Below are 19,144 nucleotides of genomic sequence, written 5' to 3' on the forward strand. Positions count from 1 at the left end.
GTTCAACAACTATAAAAATACGTCCTTTTCATTCCACTGTCAGATATGCTAGTATAGCGGCACAACCTAACTGACAGGAAGATTGAAGGAGGATCTATAGCATGGCACAATTCACCCCATATAGCGTCGCGATCATTACCCCTTATTCCAAAGAAGATACCGTAGATGAAGCAAGTATTCATCGCATGGTGCATTATTATGAGCAGCATCAGGTTCCCGCCTTGCTTGTCAGTGGTTCAACCGGCGAACAACATTCGCTTACGATTGAAGAAAGAATTCGCCTTTATCAAGCCGTCAAAGACGCCGCACCAGAGAGCATGCCCTTATATTCCGGTGTTGCTGCCATCCGGAACCGTGATGCTGTCCGCCTCGCGGAAGAAGCAGAAAGGGCTGGACTATCCGCTATTATGCTCGGATTCCCTCCCTACATCCGCCCGAATCAGCGAGAAGCTGCTGTTTATGTTGAAGCCGTAACTTCCGCAACCTCACTTCCGATTATGCTGTATAACAATCCTGTAAGAACGGGATTTAGCTTGGAGCCAGATACTCTGATCCGTTTGGTGCAGAACAATCCGCAGATTACTGCGCTGAAAGAGGCTGGAAACCCAGAAAATGTGAGGCATATAAAAGCGGAGCTTGGTGCGGAATTTCAAGTGTTGTCGGGAATGGATCTTACCATAACTGATTATTTCAAGAAAGGCTATGACGGCCTGACAAGCGTTGCCGGTAATCTGTTCCCAATCGAGATGAGCGAGATTATGGAACATCTGCGCTCCAATCAATTGGATCAGGCAGAGCTCAAGTTGAATCATCTTAAGCCACGTTTGGAGCTGCTGGGCAGCATCGGCTGGATCCGGGTCATCCGGCATTTCTTTGCCGAGCAAGGTATTACCACTGCCTATAATCGTGAGCCGCTAAGCGCACTAACAGAAGAGGAAGCTATTGCATGTCAAAGCGTGTTCCAGTGGTGAGGATTCGTTAGGTAACAAAAATGGGCTGGACTGTCCCGCCATTGGCGATCGGGAATAGTCCAGCCCCTTCTATTTTAGCTTATCGCATTTACAACTCTCTCGAGCCTCTCTAATCCTTCTGTCATTAACGTACGGGTACATGCGATGTTCATGCGAATGAACCCTTTCCCCGCTTCTCCGTAAACTCCACCGTCAATGATTCGAAGTGCCGCTTCTTCATCAAGTTTTTTGCTCAGTTCTTCCGAAGTCATACCTAGCGCACGGCAATCCACCCACATTAAGTAGGTTGCTTCAGGAACGTGAACTTTCAGTTTGGGCAGCCTTTGCTCGACAAAGGAAATGAAGTGATCTCGGTTCCCTTGCAGGTAGATGAGCAGCTGATTCAGCCAGTCTTCTCCCTCGTTATAAGCCGCAATCAGTCCATCAATCCCGAATGCATTTGGTTCCTGTGCCCCGTTAATATGCAGCTGCCGTTTCACTTTCCCCTTGAATTCCTCATTGGCAACGATAATATTCGCTGTCTTGAGTCCAGCCAGATTAAAGGTTTTACTTGGTGATGTACAGGTTATGGAATTCATAAGCAGCCTATCGCTGATCGAAGCAAATGGAACATGCCGATGACCTTCAAACACCAGATCTCTATGAATTTCGTCAGCTAATACGATGACATTATGAGCATGGCAAATCTCACCTAATCGGTCCAATTCATCACGGCTCCACACTCTGCCGACTGGGTTATGAGGATTACATAAAATAAACAGCTTCACCTGTTCATCCGCAGCTTTCTGCTCGAAATCATCAAAGTCAATTTCGTATCTGACACCATTAAACTTGAGTTCATTAATAACGACTTCGCAGCCGCCATTTGTAATGGCCGTATTGAAGTTGTTATAAACGGGGGATTGAATCAGCACTTTATCTCCTGGGTCCGTGAAGGCCTGCACAATCGCTGTTAGTGCCGGAATAACACCTGAGGTGAACGCTACCCACTCCTTCTGTATCCGGCATTGATGCCTTTTCTCCCACCAGCTTACCTCAGCCTCATAATACGCATCAGGAAAACGAGCATACCCGAATACGCCATGCTGAACTCTTTTCTCCAACGCCTGAATGACTACAGCCGGTGCTTTGAAATCCATATCAGCCACCCACATTGGCAGCATATCTGCTCTTTGGTCGATATCCCATTTCGAGCTGTTCGAATTTTTTCGGTTTGTACCTTCATCAAAGTTAATCTTCATCTGTCTGCCCCTCATCTGTAATCATTATTGCCATTCCGCTTCACGATATTGCCCTGGGGTAAGCCCCGTCATTTTCTTGAAAATGTTATGAAAAGTCGTTTCACTTTGGTAGCCAACCAACTCTCCAATCTCCTTGATTGGACGTTCTGTTGTCTTTAAGTACCGTTTCGCTGCATCCATTCTACATCGGATTAGGAATTGTACAGGAGACATCCCGATCTCCTCTCGGAATAAATGTGCGAGGTAGAATTTGCTGACGAATGTGACCTTCGCTAGCTGTTCAAGTGTGATTGGCAGCTGGTAGTTTTCCTCGATATAGCTTCTCGCTTTCCAGACTGCTGCTTCGGAAGGCTTAATCGATCTGCTCTCGTTAAAATGACCTTGCACTTGTCGTGCCAACCGTACGAGCAGCAATCCAAAGCAATGATTCGCTGCAGTAATTGCCTCTAGCCCTCCAGATTGTAATTCTGTATGGCACTCCCGCAGCAGTATACTTATATCTTTAGCCATTTCCCCAAGCTCGATAACCGGTGATTGTTCCGGTGGAAGAAAATAATCCTGGGGAAGACCCTTCACCTGCAGTCCTTTAAAAGCAACATAAACCGCTCTAAAGGGATAATGCGTGGACAATTCTTCGTGCCATATTCCCCGATGATACAGCAGTACGGTTCCTGGCCCAACCTCGTAAGGTTGATTATGAATAAAAAAGGTCCCTCGCCCCTCCTCGATTAAGAGAAGCTCGCTATACATCTCATGTCTGTGGAGCGGCAGTTGAAAAGCCTTCGACTCCTGACAATGAAATTCACCGCTTGCTATCAAATAACCCGGATTCAGAAATATTGAGGAGCTTCCCATGTCTATCCACCTCCAATCGCAAGAATGAATAGCTCGGATCGCAAGAACAAGTATTGAGACTATGTCATTATTTAGCTATTTTCTAGTTATGTGGTGCTGCTATCGCTACTTGAACTATAAGCGTTTTTCCCGTCATTTTGCAATAAGCAATAACTATGTTTGGAGGAGTCTATCATGCTTTTGTTTAAGAAGCTTCAAATCTCAGACAGCAAGTACGAGGCATGTAGTGTGTTCGACGTGAATGGGGATGGTATTCCGGACATCGTAAGCGGGTCATTCTGGTATGAAGGCCCCGATTATACGCGCAGGCACCAGATTTGCGACGTCGCAGAGATCGGAGAGTATCATGATGATTTTTGCGATTATCCGATGGATGTTGATGGGGATGGTCTGCCCGACCTCATTACAGGCTCCTGGTTTACAGAAACGCTGCGGTGGCGCCGTAATCCAGGTAATACAACGGAGGAGTGGACGACTACGGATATCGACCACTGTGGCCCAATTGAAACGATCCGATTTTACGATATTGACGGTTGCGGGGTCCCAGAGATTTTCCCAAATACGCCTACTCAGCCGCAGGCTTTCTATAAGCTTATCTGTGATGCTGATGGCCGCGGTACCGGGCAGTTCCGAAAAATCACAATCAGCACAGAAGTAAGCGGACATGGAATGGGCTTTGTTGATATTAACGGAGACGGCCGTATGGATATCGTGTTGTCTGAAGGATGGCTGGAGCAGCCTGAAGATCCCTATCAGACCCCTTGGACCTTTCATCCCGAGTGGTCACTAGGTTCCGCCAGTGTACCCATTATTGGCCATGATGTGAACGGTGATGGAGTTGTGGATCTCATTGTTGGTCAAGCACATGACTACGGCTTGCATTGGTATGAACAACGGATCGCCGAAGACGGTTCACGATCCTTTGTTCGGCATCTCATCGACGACAGCGGTTCGCAGTTCCATGATTTACAACTCGTTGATCTTGACCTGGATGGTGAACTAGAGCTTGTTACAGGCAAACGCTACCGTGCTCATAATGATGGTGATCCTGGTGCTCATGATCCGGTTGGACTCTACTATTATCGAATCAATGGCGGACAATTTGACAAGGTTATCATTGACTTTGGCCCAGCAGAAGAAGCCTCTGGTACGGGAATCTACTTCTGGATTCATGACTTGAACGGTAACGGCTATCCCGACATTATTGCACCGGGCAAAGAAGGTTTATATCTATTTGAAAATATGGGACCAACAAAGGAGCAGACGATATGAGCAAAAAGCTAAGGATCGGGTTCGCTGGAGTGGGAGGTATGGGACAGATGGCACATCTGTCTAACTACGCTATGCTGCGTGACGAATGTGAAGTCGCAGCTTTAGCCGAGCCCCGCTCTAACATGGCACAGCAGGTTGCCAGCCGGTATGGAGTACCGCAAGTATTCACAAGTCATCTAGACATGCTGGAGAATACATCCCTTGATGCCATAATAGCTCCTCAACCCTTCCGCAATCATCCTAATCTGATTCCAGATATTTTGCGGGCGGGCATACCTGTCTTAACCGAGAAGCCGCTTTGCCTGACCGTCAAGGAAGGCAGCAAAATGGTTGCCCTCGGGGAAGAACATGGCGCCATGCATATGATTGGCTATCACAAACGCTCTGATCCGGCAGTCGAATATGCCAAGCAGGTGATTAAGGATTGGATGACTAGTGGTGACTATGGCGATCTGCAGTACATTCGCATCACAATGCCGCCTGGTGATTGGGTCAGCGGCGCCGATCTGCCTCTCAGCAGTGATGAACCCTATCCCGCTCTCCGAATGGAAGCTGGCCCGGACGGCTATTCAGATGTGATGACACAAAAGCTTGATGAATTTGTTAACTATTACATTCATCAGGTGAATATGTTCCGTTTTTTATTAGAGGAGAACTACCAGCTTACTTTCGGTGATCGAAGCGGCATTATTCTAAATGGTGAGAGTGAGAGTGGTATCACAATCACCTTAGAAATGGCACCTTATCACACCTCTCATGAATGGGAAGAAACGGTATTAATCGCTTTCCGTCATGGATATATCCGTATTGAATTGCCTGCCCCGCTTGCTCGCCAGCGCGCAGGCAGAGTCACGATCAAGAAAGACAATTCCGCTGCCGGTGAAGCGATGACCTACGAGCCAATCCTTCCGAACATTTCCGCCATGCGCTGTCAGGCTCGGAATTTCCTCGCGGCCGTGCGGGGAGATCGCCCTGCACCATGTGAAGCAAAGGAAGCGCTGGAGGATTTGATTTTCGCGGAGTCTTATATCGAATATATGTTCAAGCATTACCCTGATCATAGGTAGACGACATAACAAAGAGCCTTGGAGGGATAACCATCCAAGGCTCTTCTCTTCTTGCGACCAGCTGAATTTACTAGATTCTCCTGTACAGTTGATTCTCCCAGCCTTCTTGTCGAACGGGATGATCATGCTGCAGCCATAGAACCATTGTTCCACGGGAACGGTTATTCCAATACGGATATGGAACAGCTGTTATCGGTTTTCCTGCTTCATCTGTAGTACGAATAATGACTGCCCCGTCAAAAAAGTCAGCGTCAAACTCCGTTTCAAATTCAGGCTCTTGCGGCAGCTTACGATCCATGTGATTCTCATTTAAGGCTTCGCGGGTATATTGAAGGGTACCATTCACGAATCTCTCATTGTCCACTGACTCCAGACAATAAAGCACAGGCCCACGCCGGATCGCTGCTTTATCAGCATGTGTGGTTACATTCGGATGTACCTCTACCAAGTGAACGGACAGATCAAGATCAAGCTCGATTTGGTCTCCTGCGGACCAGACTTGGTTCAGAACGGCATAGCCATTCTCCAGCTCGAAGCTGATTGCTTGATCATTCACTAGAATCGTATATGCCTCACACCATTCCGGGATACGCAGCCGAATTGAGAATGCCGACTCCCGCTCAGGCGTAACCGTAATGCCAACCGCTTCCGCCCAAGGATAGTTCGTTTGCTGCTTTAAAGTTACCGGTAAATCCCCAATCATGAACTCGCTTTCGCTTCCGATATACAGATTGACATAAGCTCCTTGCTTATCGTAAGCATAAATATAGGAAGCAAGCTCAGGCAAAATCTTAATAATCATCGGCGGACAGCATGGGCATCCATGCCATTCCCACCGGTTATGACCTCCACGGCTGACAAGCGGATTCTCATAAAAGTATTTATGGCCATCCATCGAGCGTCCAGCAAGTACGATATTGTAGAGAATCGTCTCCAGCTTATCGATATAACGGCTCTCTCCTGTTGCTAGGAATAAATTCCAGCTGAAGAAGCCCATTCCGGCGCCAGCACAAGTCTCCAAATATCCGTTATCCGGCAATTCATAGTTGGCGCCAAATTTCTCATCATGGTGTACCGCACCGACACCGCCAGTAATATGGGATTTCTGATAAGAAATATTATCCCACAGCTTCCTCGCTGTCTCTAAATACCGCTCTTCACCAGTAGTTAAATATAAAGCAGTCAGCCCCGTGTATAAAAGCGTCGCACGCACAGCGTGACCTACCGCTTCCTCTTGCTCAAGCACCGGCATATGATCCTGTGCATATTCTCCGGCATGCGAGTATCTGCCTTCATGATTACCTCGGTTATGAATCCAGAAGGTAGCAAGCTCCAAATAATCCGATGCCTCGAATGGGATATTCATTACCGCTGCGAGCTCAGGCTCATCAAGAGCCAGCTGATACAGCTTAAGCATAGCTTCCTCCGGCAGTGAGTGTGCCGGGACAATATTCCGTTTTGGCGGCGGCCCCATAATCCCGCTCATATGATTGGAGAATTGTGCAGCCACTTGCAAGAGGGATGTTTTGCCTGTTGCTTTATAATGATGAACAGCTGCCTCTACCAGACACCCTGCATTGTATACATCATGCTGCCATCTTAAGAACCCGCCATTTTCACCCCAACGCTGACCTGGCCGGTCAAGCTGTGTATAAGTATTAATGTAACCGTCGCCGCCTGCTGCCTGAGCGCGAGCGATTAATGCAATAATATCATCTACTCTTTGATCCAGTTGCTCATCATAATTGGCTGCAAGAATATCTGAAATGCCTCGGATCGTTTCATAGATCAGGCCGTCGAACCAGGGCTCGCCGGAATGGAAGCCTCCCTCTTCCTCAGCTACGAATTCGAAATTCCGCATAGCACCGTCATTTTCAAATTTATTGAGTACATCATAGGCAGTAACTTCGCGAAGCACCTTCAGCTTAGGCTCCCAGAATGTATCTTGAATAAGTACGGATTGAACCGGAATATTGTAAACCGACTGATACTTGTATGTCGTTGGTTTCTTATTCATTTGGGTTGCTTTGGTAGTCAAACGAGGACACCCCTTTGAATTGTTGGATTATGTTCATTCATACAGCCAGCAAATGATTGAGAGCCTGATCAACGGTATCCGCTTGATGCGTTGCCGTCCTAAGAACCGCGCCATGTGCATGGGACATAGCAAAACTACGTGAGCAGCTGCGGAACATGGCCAGATCGTTAAAAGAATCTCCGATACATGCTGTCTCTTCCCTGCGGATCCCTAATAATTGCATTAAAGAATCTACTGCCGCTCCTTTATCCACACCACCAGGCATCACATCAATGCCGTCCGGATCAGAGAACGATGCTGTAACCCGGCCGCCGAATTGCTGATCCAGCGTGACTAGCATCTGCTCTAGCAAAGGAACTTCACCATAAATCGAAAACTTCGTGACCGGCATCCCATTTGAGAGATCAAGCACCACTTGGTTATTCACTATTAATGGTGTCAAGAACCGCTGTCCGACACGCTCCGTTTCGGTTGTCCGCTCGGCAACATAATTACCTTCTGCGCTGCAAATGACGGTAACCAGATCAGCGGGTGCAGTAATCTTCTGCACGGACAGGGCTAGATCAGTCTGAAACTTGCTCGCACCAATAACAGTCCCATCTAATCCAACAATGGTAGCGCCATTCTGGCAAATCGCATAACAAGGAACCGCGAGCATATCGATGACAACCTTAATTTCCTCGTACATTCTGCCTGAAGCCAGGCAGATCTGTACTCCTTGCTGATGAGCCAAGCGGATGGCATCGATATCCTCCTTGCGAATCTGCTTGCTTTTGTCCATTAAAGTACCATCAATGTCTGAAACAAAAAGCTTCATCAACGTTCATCCACCTCATTACTAGTTGTGGTTATTAACCTTTACTCTCCGGCCTTCCTCGTAAGAGCGGATCGCAGCTTCGGCAATCAGCAGAGCCCGATAACCGGCTGATGCATCCACTGGAGGCGCTTCACCATGACGGAGCGCATGAATGACCGCATCCATATGTTTATCAAATGTTCGGTGGAACTCGCGGTCTACATCGTTGAAATACCCGGCTTCCCAGCTCTCGCCGATTTCATTGCCGGCAGCATGGAACGTATATTTCTTCACCGTATCTTGAATGACACAGCGGCCAGCTGAACCATTAATCTCAACCCGATGCGTGTCCGGATAGGCATAGGACGATTCATAGCTGCCGACCAGACTGCCAACTGCTCCATTCTCAAAGCGCAGAGCAAGAGACAACGTGCGGTAACCACCGCCTGTCTTATCAGACATCTCAGCCATAACCGATTCTACCGGACCACAGAGATACTCCAGCATATCGAAGCCATGACATTGCGTCTCGATCAAATTAGCATGTGGATGATCACTGCTGCCTTCTCCTCCGAATCGCCAAGTTGCGAAGGAAAGCTCGCCAAGCTTTCCTCCCTGGATGGCTGCATGAGCAAGCTCTACAGGCTTTGCAAAACGGTGATTAAAGTTTATCGCGAAGAACACATTCCGCTTGGCTGCTTCATTAAGGAGAATGTCGGCTTCCTTTAGACTAAACACCAGCGGCTTTTCTACCAGCAAAGGAAATCCAGCCTGAATGACTTCGAGCGTCGCTTCGAAATGCCCCTGATTCGGAAGACACATGCTGACAAGATCAGGTGTCTCCCGCTCCAGCATATCGGCAATCCGTGTATAAGCTTTAGTTCCATACAGCTCTGCTTTCTCATTCGTCCGCGTTGCATCACGGCCAACTATGGCGCAGAAATCCACGTCGGGTCTAGCTTCCCAGATCCGCGCATGCTGCAATCCCCAGCTGCCGGCCGATTGGAAGCCCTCGGATCTTCCTCGAGCACTTATTGTCCCGCCGGCTCCAATCAAGGCGACTTTTAGCTTGTTATCTGCACTCATTGTTCGATTAACACCTTTCCGGTATTGCCCTCGAAGAAGAGCTCATAGGCTTCCTGAATACGGTCCAGACCAAACCTGTGTGTAATAATCTGCTGCAAATAAGGAAGATGATTAAGGATAAGAGCATGATTCTCAGCTAGCTCGTTATATTGGAAGTACTCACTTCCAAGTACAGCGCGCTCAGGTGCAATAACATCATTCGATACCCCAAGATTCAGCTCTTGGCCATGGCCAACGCAGACCAGAACACCACGCTGGTTAAGCGCATCCAAGGAAGTGCGGCGTCCGGAGGTTTTACCGCTGGTATCAATCGCAATGTCGACTCCTTCGAAACCAGCCTCACGGATCACATCGACAACTGAACGGTTAGCCAATTGAACGGGAATCGCTCCCATTTGCTCAGCCAGCTCCAGACGATAATCAACAAAATCCATAATAAAGACAGGAGTCTCTTTTCCAAGCAGCAGCTTCGCCATTGCGAGCACGCCTAGACCAATTGGTCCTGCTCCAGCTATCAGAACGGATTGAATATCCGGATGCACCAGCTTTGCACGTTTGATCGCATGGCCGCCAGTTCCCATAATATCGAGCAGCATTGTCGCATCGCTGAGCGGAATGGAAGGATCCACCGGGAAAAAGACATTTTCGTTAAAGACGATATACGGACTGTAGCCGCCGTCATGAGTGAAGCCGTAGTCCGCTCTTTTGGCCAGACATTGGTTGGTGAAACCAAGCTTACAGCTGCGGCATTCTCCGCAGAAATCCATCAAGAAGACAACACCTGGCGTTCCGATCGTTGTTGTTGTGCCTTCTCCAGCACCCACAATAATACCTGCAGCTTCATGACCAGGGGTAACCGTACTTCCATCATAATATTGGCTGCGGTCCGAACCACATAGAGCATTCGCCTTCACCTGCATAAGCAGCTGGCCTTTCCCCGGCACTGGTACCTGCTTCTCACCGTATTCTACCTTCCCTTGACCTACAAAAAGCGGAATGTTCATCGTTTGTGGTACATGAATTACTTGACTCATCTTCTCCATCTCCTTTTTCGTTAACATTATCGTTCATGTAGTATTTTAAAAAAAGCCGTTCATTCCTTAGCCCTTACTTGGTGCTTTCCCTCAAGACAAGCTTCGTATCAATAATCTCATTGAATTTCTGGTCAGACTCGGGATGATTGATTTTGTGAAGTACGATATCAACCGCCCGCTTGGACATTTTACCTTTGGAATTGCTGACAGAAGACAGCTGGAACGGGATAAAAATCCGTGATTGAATGTTGTCAAAGCCTATCACCGCATAGTCTTCCGGAATTCGATAGCCATATTTGTTCAGTACATACGCCGTTTCCCATGCAATAACATCGTTAAAGGCAAATATGCCGGTGAATTGTGCTTCTTGCTCGATAAGTTGCTTAACGATTAGCCTTGTATCGCCAGCAGATGCTCCAACTTCAACAATCAGATCCTCGTGCACGGGCAGTCCTGCTTCTTCATGTGCCCTTCTATATCCTTCAAGCCGCTCTTGTGCACTGGAAATCCGGATTGGACCATTCAGGAACAGAACTCTCTTGTGGCCACTGTCAATCAGATGCTTCGTTGCCAGATAGCCGCCTTTTTCATCATCACAAATGACATAATCGAAGTCCGGCTCATCCTTGAATCTACGCCCAATCAGGACGAATGGAACACCGTTTTTCTGCAAAAACCGGATATTGTCCGTTCCCCGCTGAGAAGGACAGATAATGATGGCATCGACATTTTTTCCAATTGCCGTGTAGATCGCCAGTTCTTCCATCTCATAATCATCTTCGGTATTAATGATAAATATCGTGTAATTATGCTTGCGAGCTGACTTCTCAATCTCCTTCACCATAATGCCGAAATGGGGATTGGCCACATCGCTGACAATAACCGCAATCGTCTTCGTTAGTCCTGACCGGAGCGAGCCGGCAAGCGCATTGCCTACATAGCCCATTTCTTTGGCCAGTTCCTTAATCATCTGACGAGTTGCTACGGCGATATCCTCTTTATCCTTTAATGCCCGCGAGATGGTATTCGCTGAGAGTCCAGCCTTTGTCGCCAAATCCTTTAAAGTGACTTTCCTGCCTTCCATGCTTTCTCCCCCAGCACCGGAGTGTCTTAATTAGACTCTCTCATTTTGATTAATAGATTAGCACTAGAAAATTTAGGAGTCAAATGTCCAGAGGAGATCAGCTGGTCACCCTTTCAAACCAGTCATCACAATACCTTCTACAAAATATTTCTGCCCAAGGAAAAAGACAAGCATAGCCGGTAATAAGACCACTGTTGTTGCCGCCATCATCAAATGCCACTGTGCATTATACATTCCCTTGAAGGTCTGGAGCCCAAGTGCAAGGGTGTATAATTTCTCATCACTCAAATAAATGAGTGGTCCCATGAAATCATTCCACCCGTTCAAGAAGGAGAACAGTCCGACCACCACCAAAGCAGGCACAATCAGCGGCAGCATAATACGGCTGTAAATTCGGAAATAGCCCGCTCCATCAACAAGTGCTGCTTCGTCTAGTTCTTTTGGAATCGTCATAAAGAATTGCCTGAGCAGGAAGACGTTAAACGCCCCTCCTCCAAACCATGCCGGAAGCGTTAGCGGAATAAAGGTGTTTGTTGTACCCAGCTTCGCCCATCCGACATATTGCGGAATAAGGGTCACCGCTCCCGGAAGCATCATGCTGGTCAAGATAATCATGAACACGAGATTCCGTCCCGGCCATCTCAGTCTAGCGAAGGAATACGCACAGATGGAGCTCGATAACACGACCCCGGAAACCTCCAGTACGACGATAATAAACGTATTCAGGAAATACCGGTTAAACGGCAGAATGGTCAGCGCCTCACGGTAGTTACTGAACAGCCAATCATGTGGCATCCAGATCGGTGGGATAACGAATATATCCGACTGATCCATCACCGAGCTGCGCAGCAGCCAGTAGAAAGGAAACAGACACAAGCAAGCTCCGGCAGCCAGCAACAGATAGATGAGCGACTTGGAAAGCACCTTGCTGCTAATCATCGTTTCCCCTCACTTTCGCTGTACACCCATAAAGCAGACGTTTTGAATACCATCATGGTAAGACCTAGAATGACGATGAACAACACCCAGGCGATCGCAGATGCACTGCCCATACTGGAGAACTCGAACGCTTCCCGGTACAGATAGTAGGAATAGAACAGCGTTGCGTTATTTGGTCCGCCCTGCGTCATAATGTAGGCTTGCCCGAACACCTGAAAGCTTCCAATGAAGCCCATCACCAAATTGAAGAAGATTGTTGGTGTCATGAGTGGTATGGTAATAAAAAACAGCTTATGGTGCCAATTCCCGCCATCCACCTCCACTGATTCATACAGATGTCTTGGTATACCTTGAAGCCCGGCCAGGAAGATAACCATCGTGCCGCCGATGGTCCATAAGCTCATTAAGACTAAAGAGGGCACAGCCAGATTCTCCGAATAGATCCACTGCAGTCCAGAAATCCCAAATACCTTGAGCAGCTGGTTTAATAGACCAAGATCCGGATCAAACAGCCATAACCAGATCATCGACGATGCAACAGCAGGTACGATGGTCGGCATATAAAAGATGGTGCGGAAGAACGTTTTTCCCTTGATTGGATGATTAAGCAGCAGCGCCACCATAAATGCCAGCAAAATCTGTAAGGGTACACTTAGAATAACGTAATAGGCCGTAACCCTTAGCGACTTATAAAATAACGGGTCCGTTCCGTCAAACAAGTTCGTATAGTTACTAAAGCCAATAAATTTCAAAGGACTTATTACGTTGTATTCCGACAAGCTGAAGATGAAGCTGGCAATCATCGGTCCAAGGACGAAGATGAGATATCCGGCAATAACCGGTGAAGCAAACAGAACGCCTGCCCTGGCCTCCTTATTCCATAACTTCCTCCCGCTGATCATCTCTCCGTATAAACCCCTTTCAGCTCTTTTTCCACTTGAGGCTTAATTTTGGCTAAAGCTTCCTCTGCTGTCGCCTTGCCGAGCCAGACCTGCTCAAGTGCCGGGTCAATGATGCTGTTGATTTTGGACAAGTTTTTCACGTAATACGATGTGTTCGGGAAGCCATTATCGAAGGCATTACGCATTACAGCATCCTGGTAGCCGTCCGGATGTGCCGGGTTACCTGCAGCCCATTTCGAGACCAGATCCTCATTCTCGTACCATTTCTTGAGGACCGGCATCCAAAGTCCACTCGTTTGAAGCTCAATCGTATTCTCCGGATTCATCATCCACTTATAGAGCATCCAAGCTTCCTCTGGATGTTTCGTATCCTTGAAGATTACGATTGGTTCGCCAAGTGTCATAGTCGCTTTGTTCTTCATGACTGGAGCAGCACCTACGCCGAAGTTGAGCTTCTTCGACGCTGCACCTAGATCAACCAGACTCCACTGGCCGTCCATCGTCATCGCCACTTTGCGGGATTGAAGCGCAGTTGCACCTGAAGGTAAGTTTTTCGATTGGGTTGGTGATGGCGCCACATGATATTTGTTGATTAGATCGGCCCATTGCTGAATTGCTTCTGCAGCTTCCGGATCAGACAGCTTGAACTCGGTTCCGTCCTCGTTAATGAATTGACCGCCGTTGGACACAACGCCATTCATATAAGCCCATAACGGCATCGTAACTCCGAATTGCTTGATCGCCTTTGGATCAAAATCAGGATCCAATGCATTATGGCCTTTTTGGTCCAGCGTCAGCTTCTGAGCAGTCTCTACAAATTGGTCCCATGTGTAAGCCTCATCTGCTTTCGTTGGAGGCAGCGGCAGACCGGCATCCGTGAAAGCATCCTTATTATAAAATAAGGCGAAAGCTTCAAGTGCGCCGTTTACCCCGGCCAGCTTCCCTTCATCCCAGTAATACATGGTGTTCGGAAGGATATCATTCACACTCACATCTGGATCATTATTCAGGAAATCCAAGATGTTATAGATTCTTCCCTGCGAAGCCCATTCCAGCGCAACATCACCATTTAAGAGGCCAATATCAGGCATCTGATTTGAGGAAGCCATTGTTGTCAGCTTGGTTGTATATGCGTCTGGGATATGCAAGGTATTCACTTTTATCCAAGGATACTTTTCTGTAAAAGATTTAATAGCGGCTTCCTGTACCTTCTTCTCATTAGGACTGCCCCAGAATGTATACTTCAAAGTTACTGGATCATGCTTTTCAGGTTCATTCTGTACCGTGTTATTTGCTGTGTTGCTACTTGTGTTATTAACTGTGTTTCCGGAAACTTCCTTGGTATTGGAATTGCCGCTGTTGCTGCTGCATCCCGCTACTATTACCGAAAGCGCTATCATTCCTGTCCATGCTAAGCCTGCTGTTTTCCTCATAGACTTACCTCCTTCAAAATTGGTTAAAGATCCCTATTTATGATTCAACCAATGATGCAAGTCAAGATGAACGATGCCATTCATGATTTGAGGAAGATTTCACCTCCATTTTCGTTAACATTATCGTTAATGTAGCTCACAGGGTCATTATAAAAGCTTTACAATTAAAAGGTCAATTGTAAATTTCGGACATTAAACAGAGGGGATCAGGATGTTTTATGTCATCAAATCGTAGTTCCCGGAAGGTGCAGAATAAGAAAAAAAATCGGCTCCAATTTTAGATTGGAACCGACAATTTTTTCATCATTTTTATATTGCTCACACATAAATACTTCTAAACAAAATGTCTTGATTGTAGTTGCCAAACCCCTTTCCATAAAGGGTAAGACCACCTCGTCCACGTCCAGTATCCTCTGCTGCAATACGGAATGTCCAGTTGATTGCATCCGTCCCGATACCCCGGAGACCAACGTCTGAAATCTTCTGTCCGTCAATGTAACTTCCTTGTTCTTTAACCCGAAGCACCTTCAGTAATCCGTATTGATTCACATCATGAGACCACCAATCCGGCGTAAACCGCCCTCTTGTCTTCCCAAAGTCCCCCGGGCTGGTCCATACCCCCAGTGACATATCATTGAGAAAAAATTGAATATCCGAAGGCCAATTCTCATTGACTCGGGGAGCTTCGGATCCAATCTCAAACGAGATTTCAATCTCGTGGAGCTGCTGATCCTTGTACAAATAATTAGGAATCTTATACTCCACCCATCCTTTTGCGAACCACAGAATGCCCGCATTCACTCTCTTTGGGTCCATGAAACAGACAGGATTGTCATATTGACCAATGACTTTCTCAGTTGTCGCAATCCCGCAAGTTGGCCAAGCCTCGTAACCGGTATAATGTCCGATTGGGAGAGACAATTCATGAAAGCTAAGAGAAGTAGCATCATTAGGAGACAACTTAATTTGCATAAATTCGGCTTTTATAAAACAAAACTTATAAGTAGCTCCATCTATTCTTTTCATTTTGCTGCCGACAATTCCCGCCTCTTCCAGCTTCCGAATATGTCCGCTAATGACCGGATTACTGAGGAACAGCTCGGATGCCAGCTCTTTCACATGCATTTCTCTCTCAAATAATTTATCTATTATCTTCAATCGCACTTCACTAGCCAGCGCTTCATAGACAATTAACGAGTCTTTATTGGTAGAAAGCATCTTCTCACCTCGTAGGATTTTGTTTTTATGTAATCCTAAAACTAATCATTGCCTGCTACAAACCATTATGTTACTAATAATATATCATTTCAATCATATTTTGAATTTTGTTTTGAGCTAATTCAATTAGGAGGTCACTTCATGACTATTCGCTCCAGTATGCTTGTTGACAAAAACTTTACGATTTCCCCAGTTGATCCACGTCTGTATGGATCCTTTATCGAACATTTGGGACGCGCTGTTTATGGCGGTATTTATGATCCAGGACATCCCACCGCTGACGAAAACGGCTTTCGGCAAGATGCTATAGAGGCTATAAAAGCTCTTCAAGTTCCTATCATCCGCTACCCTGGAGGTAACTTCGTATCCGGCTATAATTGGGAGGATGGCGTTGGTCCTAAGAGCGAACGCAAACGTCTATTAGAGCTTGCTTGGTGGACAACAGAAACAAACGAAGTAGGTACCAATGAATTTGCAGATTGGGCCAAGCTGGTTGGCACTGAAGTCATGATGGCTGTTAATCTAGGTACACGGGGGATGGATGCAGCTAGAAATCTTGTCGAATATTGCAATCACCCTTCAGGCACTTACTGGAGTGACCTACGAATCTCCCATGGTTACAAAGAGCCTCACCGCTTCAAAACCTGGTGTCTTGGCAATGAAATGGACGGTCCTTGGCAGATTGGCGCGAAGACGGCCGTTGAATATGGACGACTTGCTAATGAAACAGCTAAAGTGATGAAATGGGTCGATCCTTCAATCGAGCTTGTTGCTTGCGGCAGCTCCAGCAGCGGCATGAGCACCTTTGCAGATTGGGAAGCAACTGTTCTCGATTTAACCTATGATCAAGTCGATTACTTGTCCCTTCACACTTACTACAATAACAACAATAACGATACAGCAAATTTCCTCGCCAAATCACTTGATATGGATCAATTCATCGATAGTGTGGCTGCGATCTGTGATTATGTGAAAGCGAAAAAACGCAGTAAGAAAAAGCTGATGCTCTCGCTCGACGAGTGGAATGTATGGAATACGATTGGCACAAGCCGCGCGGATGAGCGTTGGCAGATTGCCCCGCCAGAGTTTGAAGATGTGTATACACATGAGGATGCTTTAGCAGTAGGCTGCTTCCTGATCACACTTCTCAAGCATGCGGACCGTGTGAAAATGGCATGTATCGCGCAATTAATTAATGTTATTGCACCAATCATGACTGAAACAAACGGCGATATTTGGCTGCAAACTACCTACTATCCATTCCTGCATGCTTCGAATTTCGGCAGAGGAACGGTACTTCAAGCAGTCATCTCTTCTCCAAAATACGACTCCAGGGACTTCACCGATGTTCCTTATCTCGAAGCGATCACCGTATACGACGAGGAACATGGCTTGGTTACCATCTTCGCAGTTAACCGGCATCTTGAGGAACAAATGGAGCTCAATCTTGATCTCCGCAGCTTCGGTGACGTGAGCGTCATTGAACATCTTGTGCTGGAGAGCGAAGATTTAAAAGCAACGAACACCAAATCCAATCCGCGCAATGTTGTTCCACATGCCGGAGGTAAGACTTTTGTAGATAACGGCAGCGTTCAGGCTATACTTCCTAAGGCATCGTGGAATGTTATTCGTCTTCAGACAAAAAAGGGATAACAGACTCCCCCTCTATTAATAAGGGCAATCGCCAAAGTCATGATGACTTTGACGATTGCCCTATCTTTTTATATAGCGACACTGACCGGTTAGAGATCCGGTAAATTGCCGGATTTGGATCCTACCCGGTACGGGGTCTCCACATTTTCATAATTAAACATCATACTCATGCCTATGGAAGCATGCTGAAGATTGTGGCAGTGTGCCATCCAGAGACCCGGATTATCGGCCTTCACATACAATTCATAGGACTCTCCTTTATGTGTCAACAACGTATCTAAATAGACGGGGCTGCCTTGCAGCGGAATACCATTCCTGCTCAACACACGAAAGATATGCCCATGGAGGTGGAAGGGGTGATCACCTCCTCCTTCATTCGTCAATTTGATGAGTACATCATCTCCTTCTTTCACAATCATAGGCGGAATATCGTGAAAAGCATTGCCATTAATAGACTTCACAAATAAAGTTTGACCTAACTTCAGGTCGAAGCGGCGATTCGGCGTAATTTTTAAAACAGGATCATTCATAAGCGGTGAACCGTAATTCACAAATGAGAAAGGCTCTCCATCCTCTGTGTGCGCTGGTTCCTGTCCACTTCCGATTCGAATAGGAAGATTCTTAGCTGATGGACTGCTCACGACAACCATGCCCGATTCCGGAATGGGTATAAGCAAATCGTATCGCTGACCCCCTCCAATAGAAAGCGTTGTTCCATCTAACCAACCAGGCTCATGGAGATCTTGGCCATCCATCGCTATTATTTGATAAGCAGCTCCATCTATCACAAACTTCATCGTTTCATTACCGGCGTTGGTCAGCCTCAATCTAATCTTCTCCCCCGGCTTCCCTGGTACCGTCAGTCCATGTGTGCTTCTCCTGATAAATAACGGGTACATCCGTCTGGTTAGTGCTTTTCACTTTGGGATCAACGATTATCATACCAAGCAATCCTTTGTCCACTTGAATCGAGCTCATCTGATGGGAATGATACCAATAGGTGCCAGGATGATCAGCTATAAAAGTATAGGTGAACTGCTCTCCTGGTTGTACGGCATCTTGCGAGACCCCTGCAATCCCATCCTGTGAGCATGGAACTGGAATGCCGTGCCAATGAATCGTGACGCCGTCTACGATATCCTTGTTATGAAGAGTCACAACAACACGGTCTCCTTCCATCACTCGAAACTCTGGACCTGGTGATGAGCCATTAAACGTCCAAGCCTTCATTTTCTTCCCATTATCCATCTCCAATGTCGTTTGGGCCGCTGTCAGATCAAACCTGCGAACTGGAGCATTGTTGTCCGGTGCAATGAGCGAAGAACAGGATACCATACCTTCCATGTCCTCCATATCCTCCATACTTTCCATACTCTTCATATCTGCTGCCATGTGATGGTGAGCCATATTGATCTCTAAAGGTTTCTGAAATCTCATTTGCCAAAAATATGTCACTAACAGCGCCCCAATGAGAAGCACTAGGATCGCCGGAATACCGATGTAAACTAAGCGCTTCGCCTTTGTTCTTTGTTTCATAAATCTCACTCCTTAAGCT

The 19,144-nt window shown here is 46.8% G+C and carries 17 protein-coding genes; 4 read left to right on the forward strand and 13 right to left on the reverse strand.

Annotated features, from left to right (window positions below; genetic code table 11):
* The first annotated feature begins 101 nt into the window (after nt 1-101).
* Nucleotides 102-971: a dihydrodipicolinate synthase family protein gene (locus AC0YNT_RS22720; RefSeq protein ID WP_475806653.1), complete on the forward strand. Its 870-nt coding sequence runs from the start codon at nt 102-104 to the stop codon at nt 969-971.
* Nucleotides 972-1,045: 74 nt separating this feature from the next.
* Here the strand turns inward: AC0YNT_RS22720 and AC0YNT_RS22725 are convergent, their stop codons facing one another.
* Nucleotides 1,046-2,212 carry a MalY/PatB family protein gene (locus tag AC0YNT_RS22725; RefSeq protein WP_475806654.1) on the reverse strand — a complete coding sequence of 389 codons (1,167 nt, stop codon included), beginning with the start codon at nt 2,210-2,212 and terminating at the stop codon, nt 1,046-1,048.
* Nucleotides 2,213-2,236: 24 nt separating this feature from the next.
* On the reverse strand, nt 2,237-3,067 hold the full coding sequence (locus AC0YNT_RS22730) for a helix-turn-helix transcriptional regulator (RefSeq protein ID WP_475806655.1): 831 nt from the start codon (nt 3,065-3,067) through the stop codon (nt 2,237-2,239).
* 174 nt (nt 3,068-3,241) lie between these two features.
* On the opposite strand from AC0YNT_RS22730, the gene AC0YNT_RS22735 reads away from it, so the two are divergent.
* Nucleotides 3,242-4,339 carry an FG-GAP repeat domain-containing protein gene (locus AC0YNT_RS22735; protein WP_475806656.1) on the forward strand — a complete coding sequence of 366 codons (1,098 nt, stop codon included), beginning with the start codon at nt 3,242-3,244 and terminating at the stop codon, nt 4,337-4,339.
* A complete protein-coding gene (locus AC0YNT_RS22740; protein ID WP_475806657.1) occupies nt 4,336-5,406 on the forward strand; it encodes a Gfo/Idh/MocA family protein in 1,071 nt (356 codons plus the stop codon). The genes AC0YNT_RS22735 and AC0YNT_RS22740 overlap by 4 nt, the downstream gene beginning before the upstream one ends.
* Before the next feature lie 70 nt (nt 5,407-5,476).
* Here the strand turns inward: AC0YNT_RS22740 and AC0YNT_RS22745 are convergent, their stop codons facing one another.
* The 9 genes from AC0YNT_RS22745 to AC0YNT_RS22785 form a co-directional block, all read right to left on the reverse strand.
* Nucleotides 5,477-7,444 (reverse strand): glycoside hydrolase family 127 protein, encoded by a 1,968-nt coding sequence (locus AC0YNT_RS22745; protein ID WP_475806658.1) that lies wholly within the window; start codon nt 7,442-7,444, stop codon nt 5,477-5,479.
* A gap of 37 nt (nt 7,445-7,481) precedes the next feature.
* Nucleotides 7,482-8,261 carry an HAD family hydrolase gene (locus AC0YNT_RS22750; protein ID WP_475806659.1) on the reverse strand — a complete coding sequence of 260 codons (780 nt, stop codon included), beginning with the start codon at nt 8,259-8,261 and terminating at the stop codon, nt 7,482-7,484.
* Between the two features lie 21 nt (nt 8,262-8,282).
* Nucleotides 8,283-9,326: a Gfo/Idh/MocA family protein gene (locus AC0YNT_RS22755; RefSeq protein ID WP_475806660.1), complete on the reverse strand. Its 1,044-nt coding sequence runs from the start codon at nt 9,324-9,326 to the stop codon at nt 8,283-8,285.
* Nucleotides 9,323-10,360 carry a zinc-dependent alcohol dehydrogenase family protein gene (locus tag AC0YNT_RS22760; protein ID WP_475806661.1) on the reverse strand — a complete coding sequence of 346 codons (1,038 nt, stop codon included), beginning with the start codon at nt 10,358-10,360 and terminating at the stop codon, nt 9,323-9,325. The genes AC0YNT_RS22755 and AC0YNT_RS22760 overlap by 4 nt, the downstream gene beginning before the upstream one ends.
* Before the next feature lie 73 nt (nt 10,361-10,433).
* Entirely contained in the window at nt 10,434-11,444 is a 1,011-nt protein-coding gene (locus AC0YNT_RS22765) for a LacI family DNA-binding transcriptional regulator (RefSeq protein WP_475806662.1), read from the reverse strand.
* Nucleotides 11,445-11,549: 105 nt separating this feature from the next.
* Nucleotides 11,550-12,383: a carbohydrate ABC transporter permease gene (locus tag AC0YNT_RS22770; RefSeq protein WP_475806663.1), complete on the reverse strand. Its 834-nt coding sequence runs from the start codon at nt 12,381-12,383 to the stop codon at nt 11,550-11,552.
* The gene (locus AC0YNT_RS22775) at nt 12,380-13,285 is read right to left on the reverse strand and encodes a carbohydrate ABC transporter permease (RefSeq protein WP_475806664.1); all 906 of its coding nucleotides are present in this window, start codon (nt 13,283-13,285) and stop codon (nt 12,380-12,382) included. The genes AC0YNT_RS22770 and AC0YNT_RS22775 overlap by 4 nt, the downstream gene beginning before the upstream one ends.
* Nucleotides 13,282-14,718 carry an ABC transporter substrate-binding protein gene (locus AC0YNT_RS22780; RefSeq protein WP_475806665.1) on the reverse strand — a complete coding sequence of 479 codons (1,437 nt, stop codon included), beginning with the start codon at nt 14,716-14,718 and terminating at the stop codon, nt 13,282-13,284. The genes AC0YNT_RS22775 and AC0YNT_RS22780 overlap by 4 nt, the downstream gene beginning before the upstream one ends.
* Before the next feature lie 318 nt (nt 14,719-15,036).
* On the reverse strand, nt 15,037-15,936 hold the full coding sequence (locus AC0YNT_RS22785; RefSeq protein WP_475806666.1) for an ArsR/SmtB family transcription factor: 900 nt from the start codon (nt 15,934-15,936) through the stop codon (nt 15,037-15,039).
* A gap of 141 nt (nt 15,937-16,077) precedes the next feature.
* On the opposite strand from AC0YNT_RS22785, the gene arfA reads away from it, so the two are divergent.
* On the forward strand, nt 16,078-17,589 hold the full coding sequence (gene arfA / locus AC0YNT_RS22790) for an arabinosylfuranosidase ArfA (RefSeq protein WP_475806667.1): 1,512 nt from the start codon (nt 16,078-16,080) through the stop codon (nt 17,587-17,589).
* A gap of 89 nt (nt 17,590-17,678) precedes the next feature.
* On the opposite strand, the gene AC0YNT_RS22795 is transcribed toward arfA, so the two are convergent.
* Together AC0YNT_RS22795 and AC0YNT_RS22800 are read right to left on the reverse strand one after the other, a co-directional pair.
* A complete protein-coding gene (locus AC0YNT_RS22795) occupies nt 17,679-18,416 on the reverse strand; it encodes a multicopper oxidase domain-containing protein (RefSeq protein WP_475806668.1) in 738 nt (245 codons plus the stop codon).
* A 1-nt stretch (nt 18,417) separates the two neighbouring features.
* Entirely contained in the window at nt 18,418-19,125 is a 708-nt protein-coding gene (locus AC0YNT_RS22800) for a multicopper oxidase domain-containing protein (protein WP_475806669.1), read from the reverse strand.
* Between the last annotated feature and the right edge of the window lie 19 nt (nt 19,126-19,144).

The sequence above is a fragment of the Paenibacillus sp. J22R56 genome (genome assembly GCF_056269375.1).

Coding starts and splice junctions, on each gene's coding strand:
- AC0YNT_RS22770 (WP_475806663.1), bottom strand. CDS start 12,383: ATGATTAGCAGCAAGGTGCTTTCCAAGTCGCTCATCTATCTGTTGCTG.
- AC0YNT_RS22735 (WP_475806656.1), top strand. CDS start 3,242: ATGCTTTTGTTTAAGAAGCTTCAAATCTCAGACAGCAAGTACGAGGCA.
- AC0YNT_RS22760 (WP_475806661.1), bottom strand. CDS start 10,360: ATGAGTCAAGTAATTCATGTACCACAAACGATGAACATTCCGCTTTTT.
- AC0YNT_RS22740 (WP_475806657.1), top strand. CDS start 4,336: ATGAGCAAAAAGCTAAGGATCGGGTTCGCTGGAGTGGGAGGTATGGGA.
- AC0YNT_RS22720 (WP_475806653.1), top strand. CDS start 102: ATGGCACAATTCACCCCATATAGCGTCGCGATCATTACCCCTTATTCC.
- AC0YNT_RS22750 (WP_475806659.1), bottom strand. CDS start 8,261: ATGAAGCTTTTTGTTTCAGACATTGATGGTACTTTAATGGACAAAAGC.
- AC0YNT_RS22775 (WP_475806664.1), bottom strand. CDS start 13,285: ATGATCAGCGGGAGGAAGTTATGGAATAAGGAGGCCAGGGCAGGCGTT.
- AC0YNT_RS22785 (WP_475806666.1), bottom strand. CDS start 15,936: ATGCTTTCTACCAATAAAGACTCGTTAATTGTCTATGAAGCGCTGGCT.
- AC0YNT_RS22800 (WP_475806669.1), bottom strand. CDS start 19,125: ATGAAACAAAGAACAAAGGCGAAGCGCTTAGTTTACATCGGTATTCCG.
- AC0YNT_RS22755 (WP_475806660.1), bottom strand. CDS start 9,326: ATGAGTGCAGATAACAAGCTAAAAGTCGCCTTGATTGGAGCCGGCGGG.
- AC0YNT_RS22730 (WP_475806655.1), bottom strand. CDS start 3,067: ATGGGAAGCTCCTCAATATTTCTGAATCCGGGTTATTTGATAGCAAGC.
- AC0YNT_RS22725 (WP_475806654.1), bottom strand. CDS start 2,212: ATGAAGATTAACTTTGATGAAGGTACAAACCGAAAAAATTCGAACAGC.
- arfA (WP_475806667.1), top strand. CDS start 16,078: ATGACTATTCGCTCCAGTATGCTTGTTGACAAAAACTTTACGATTTCC.
- AC0YNT_RS22780 (WP_475806665.1), bottom strand. CDS start 14,718: ATGAGGAAAACAGCAGGCTTAGCATGGACAGGAATGATAGCGCTTTCG.
- AC0YNT_RS22765 (WP_475806662.1), bottom strand. CDS start 11,444: ATGGAAGGCAGGAAAGTCACTTTAAAGGATTTGGCGACAAAGGCTGGA.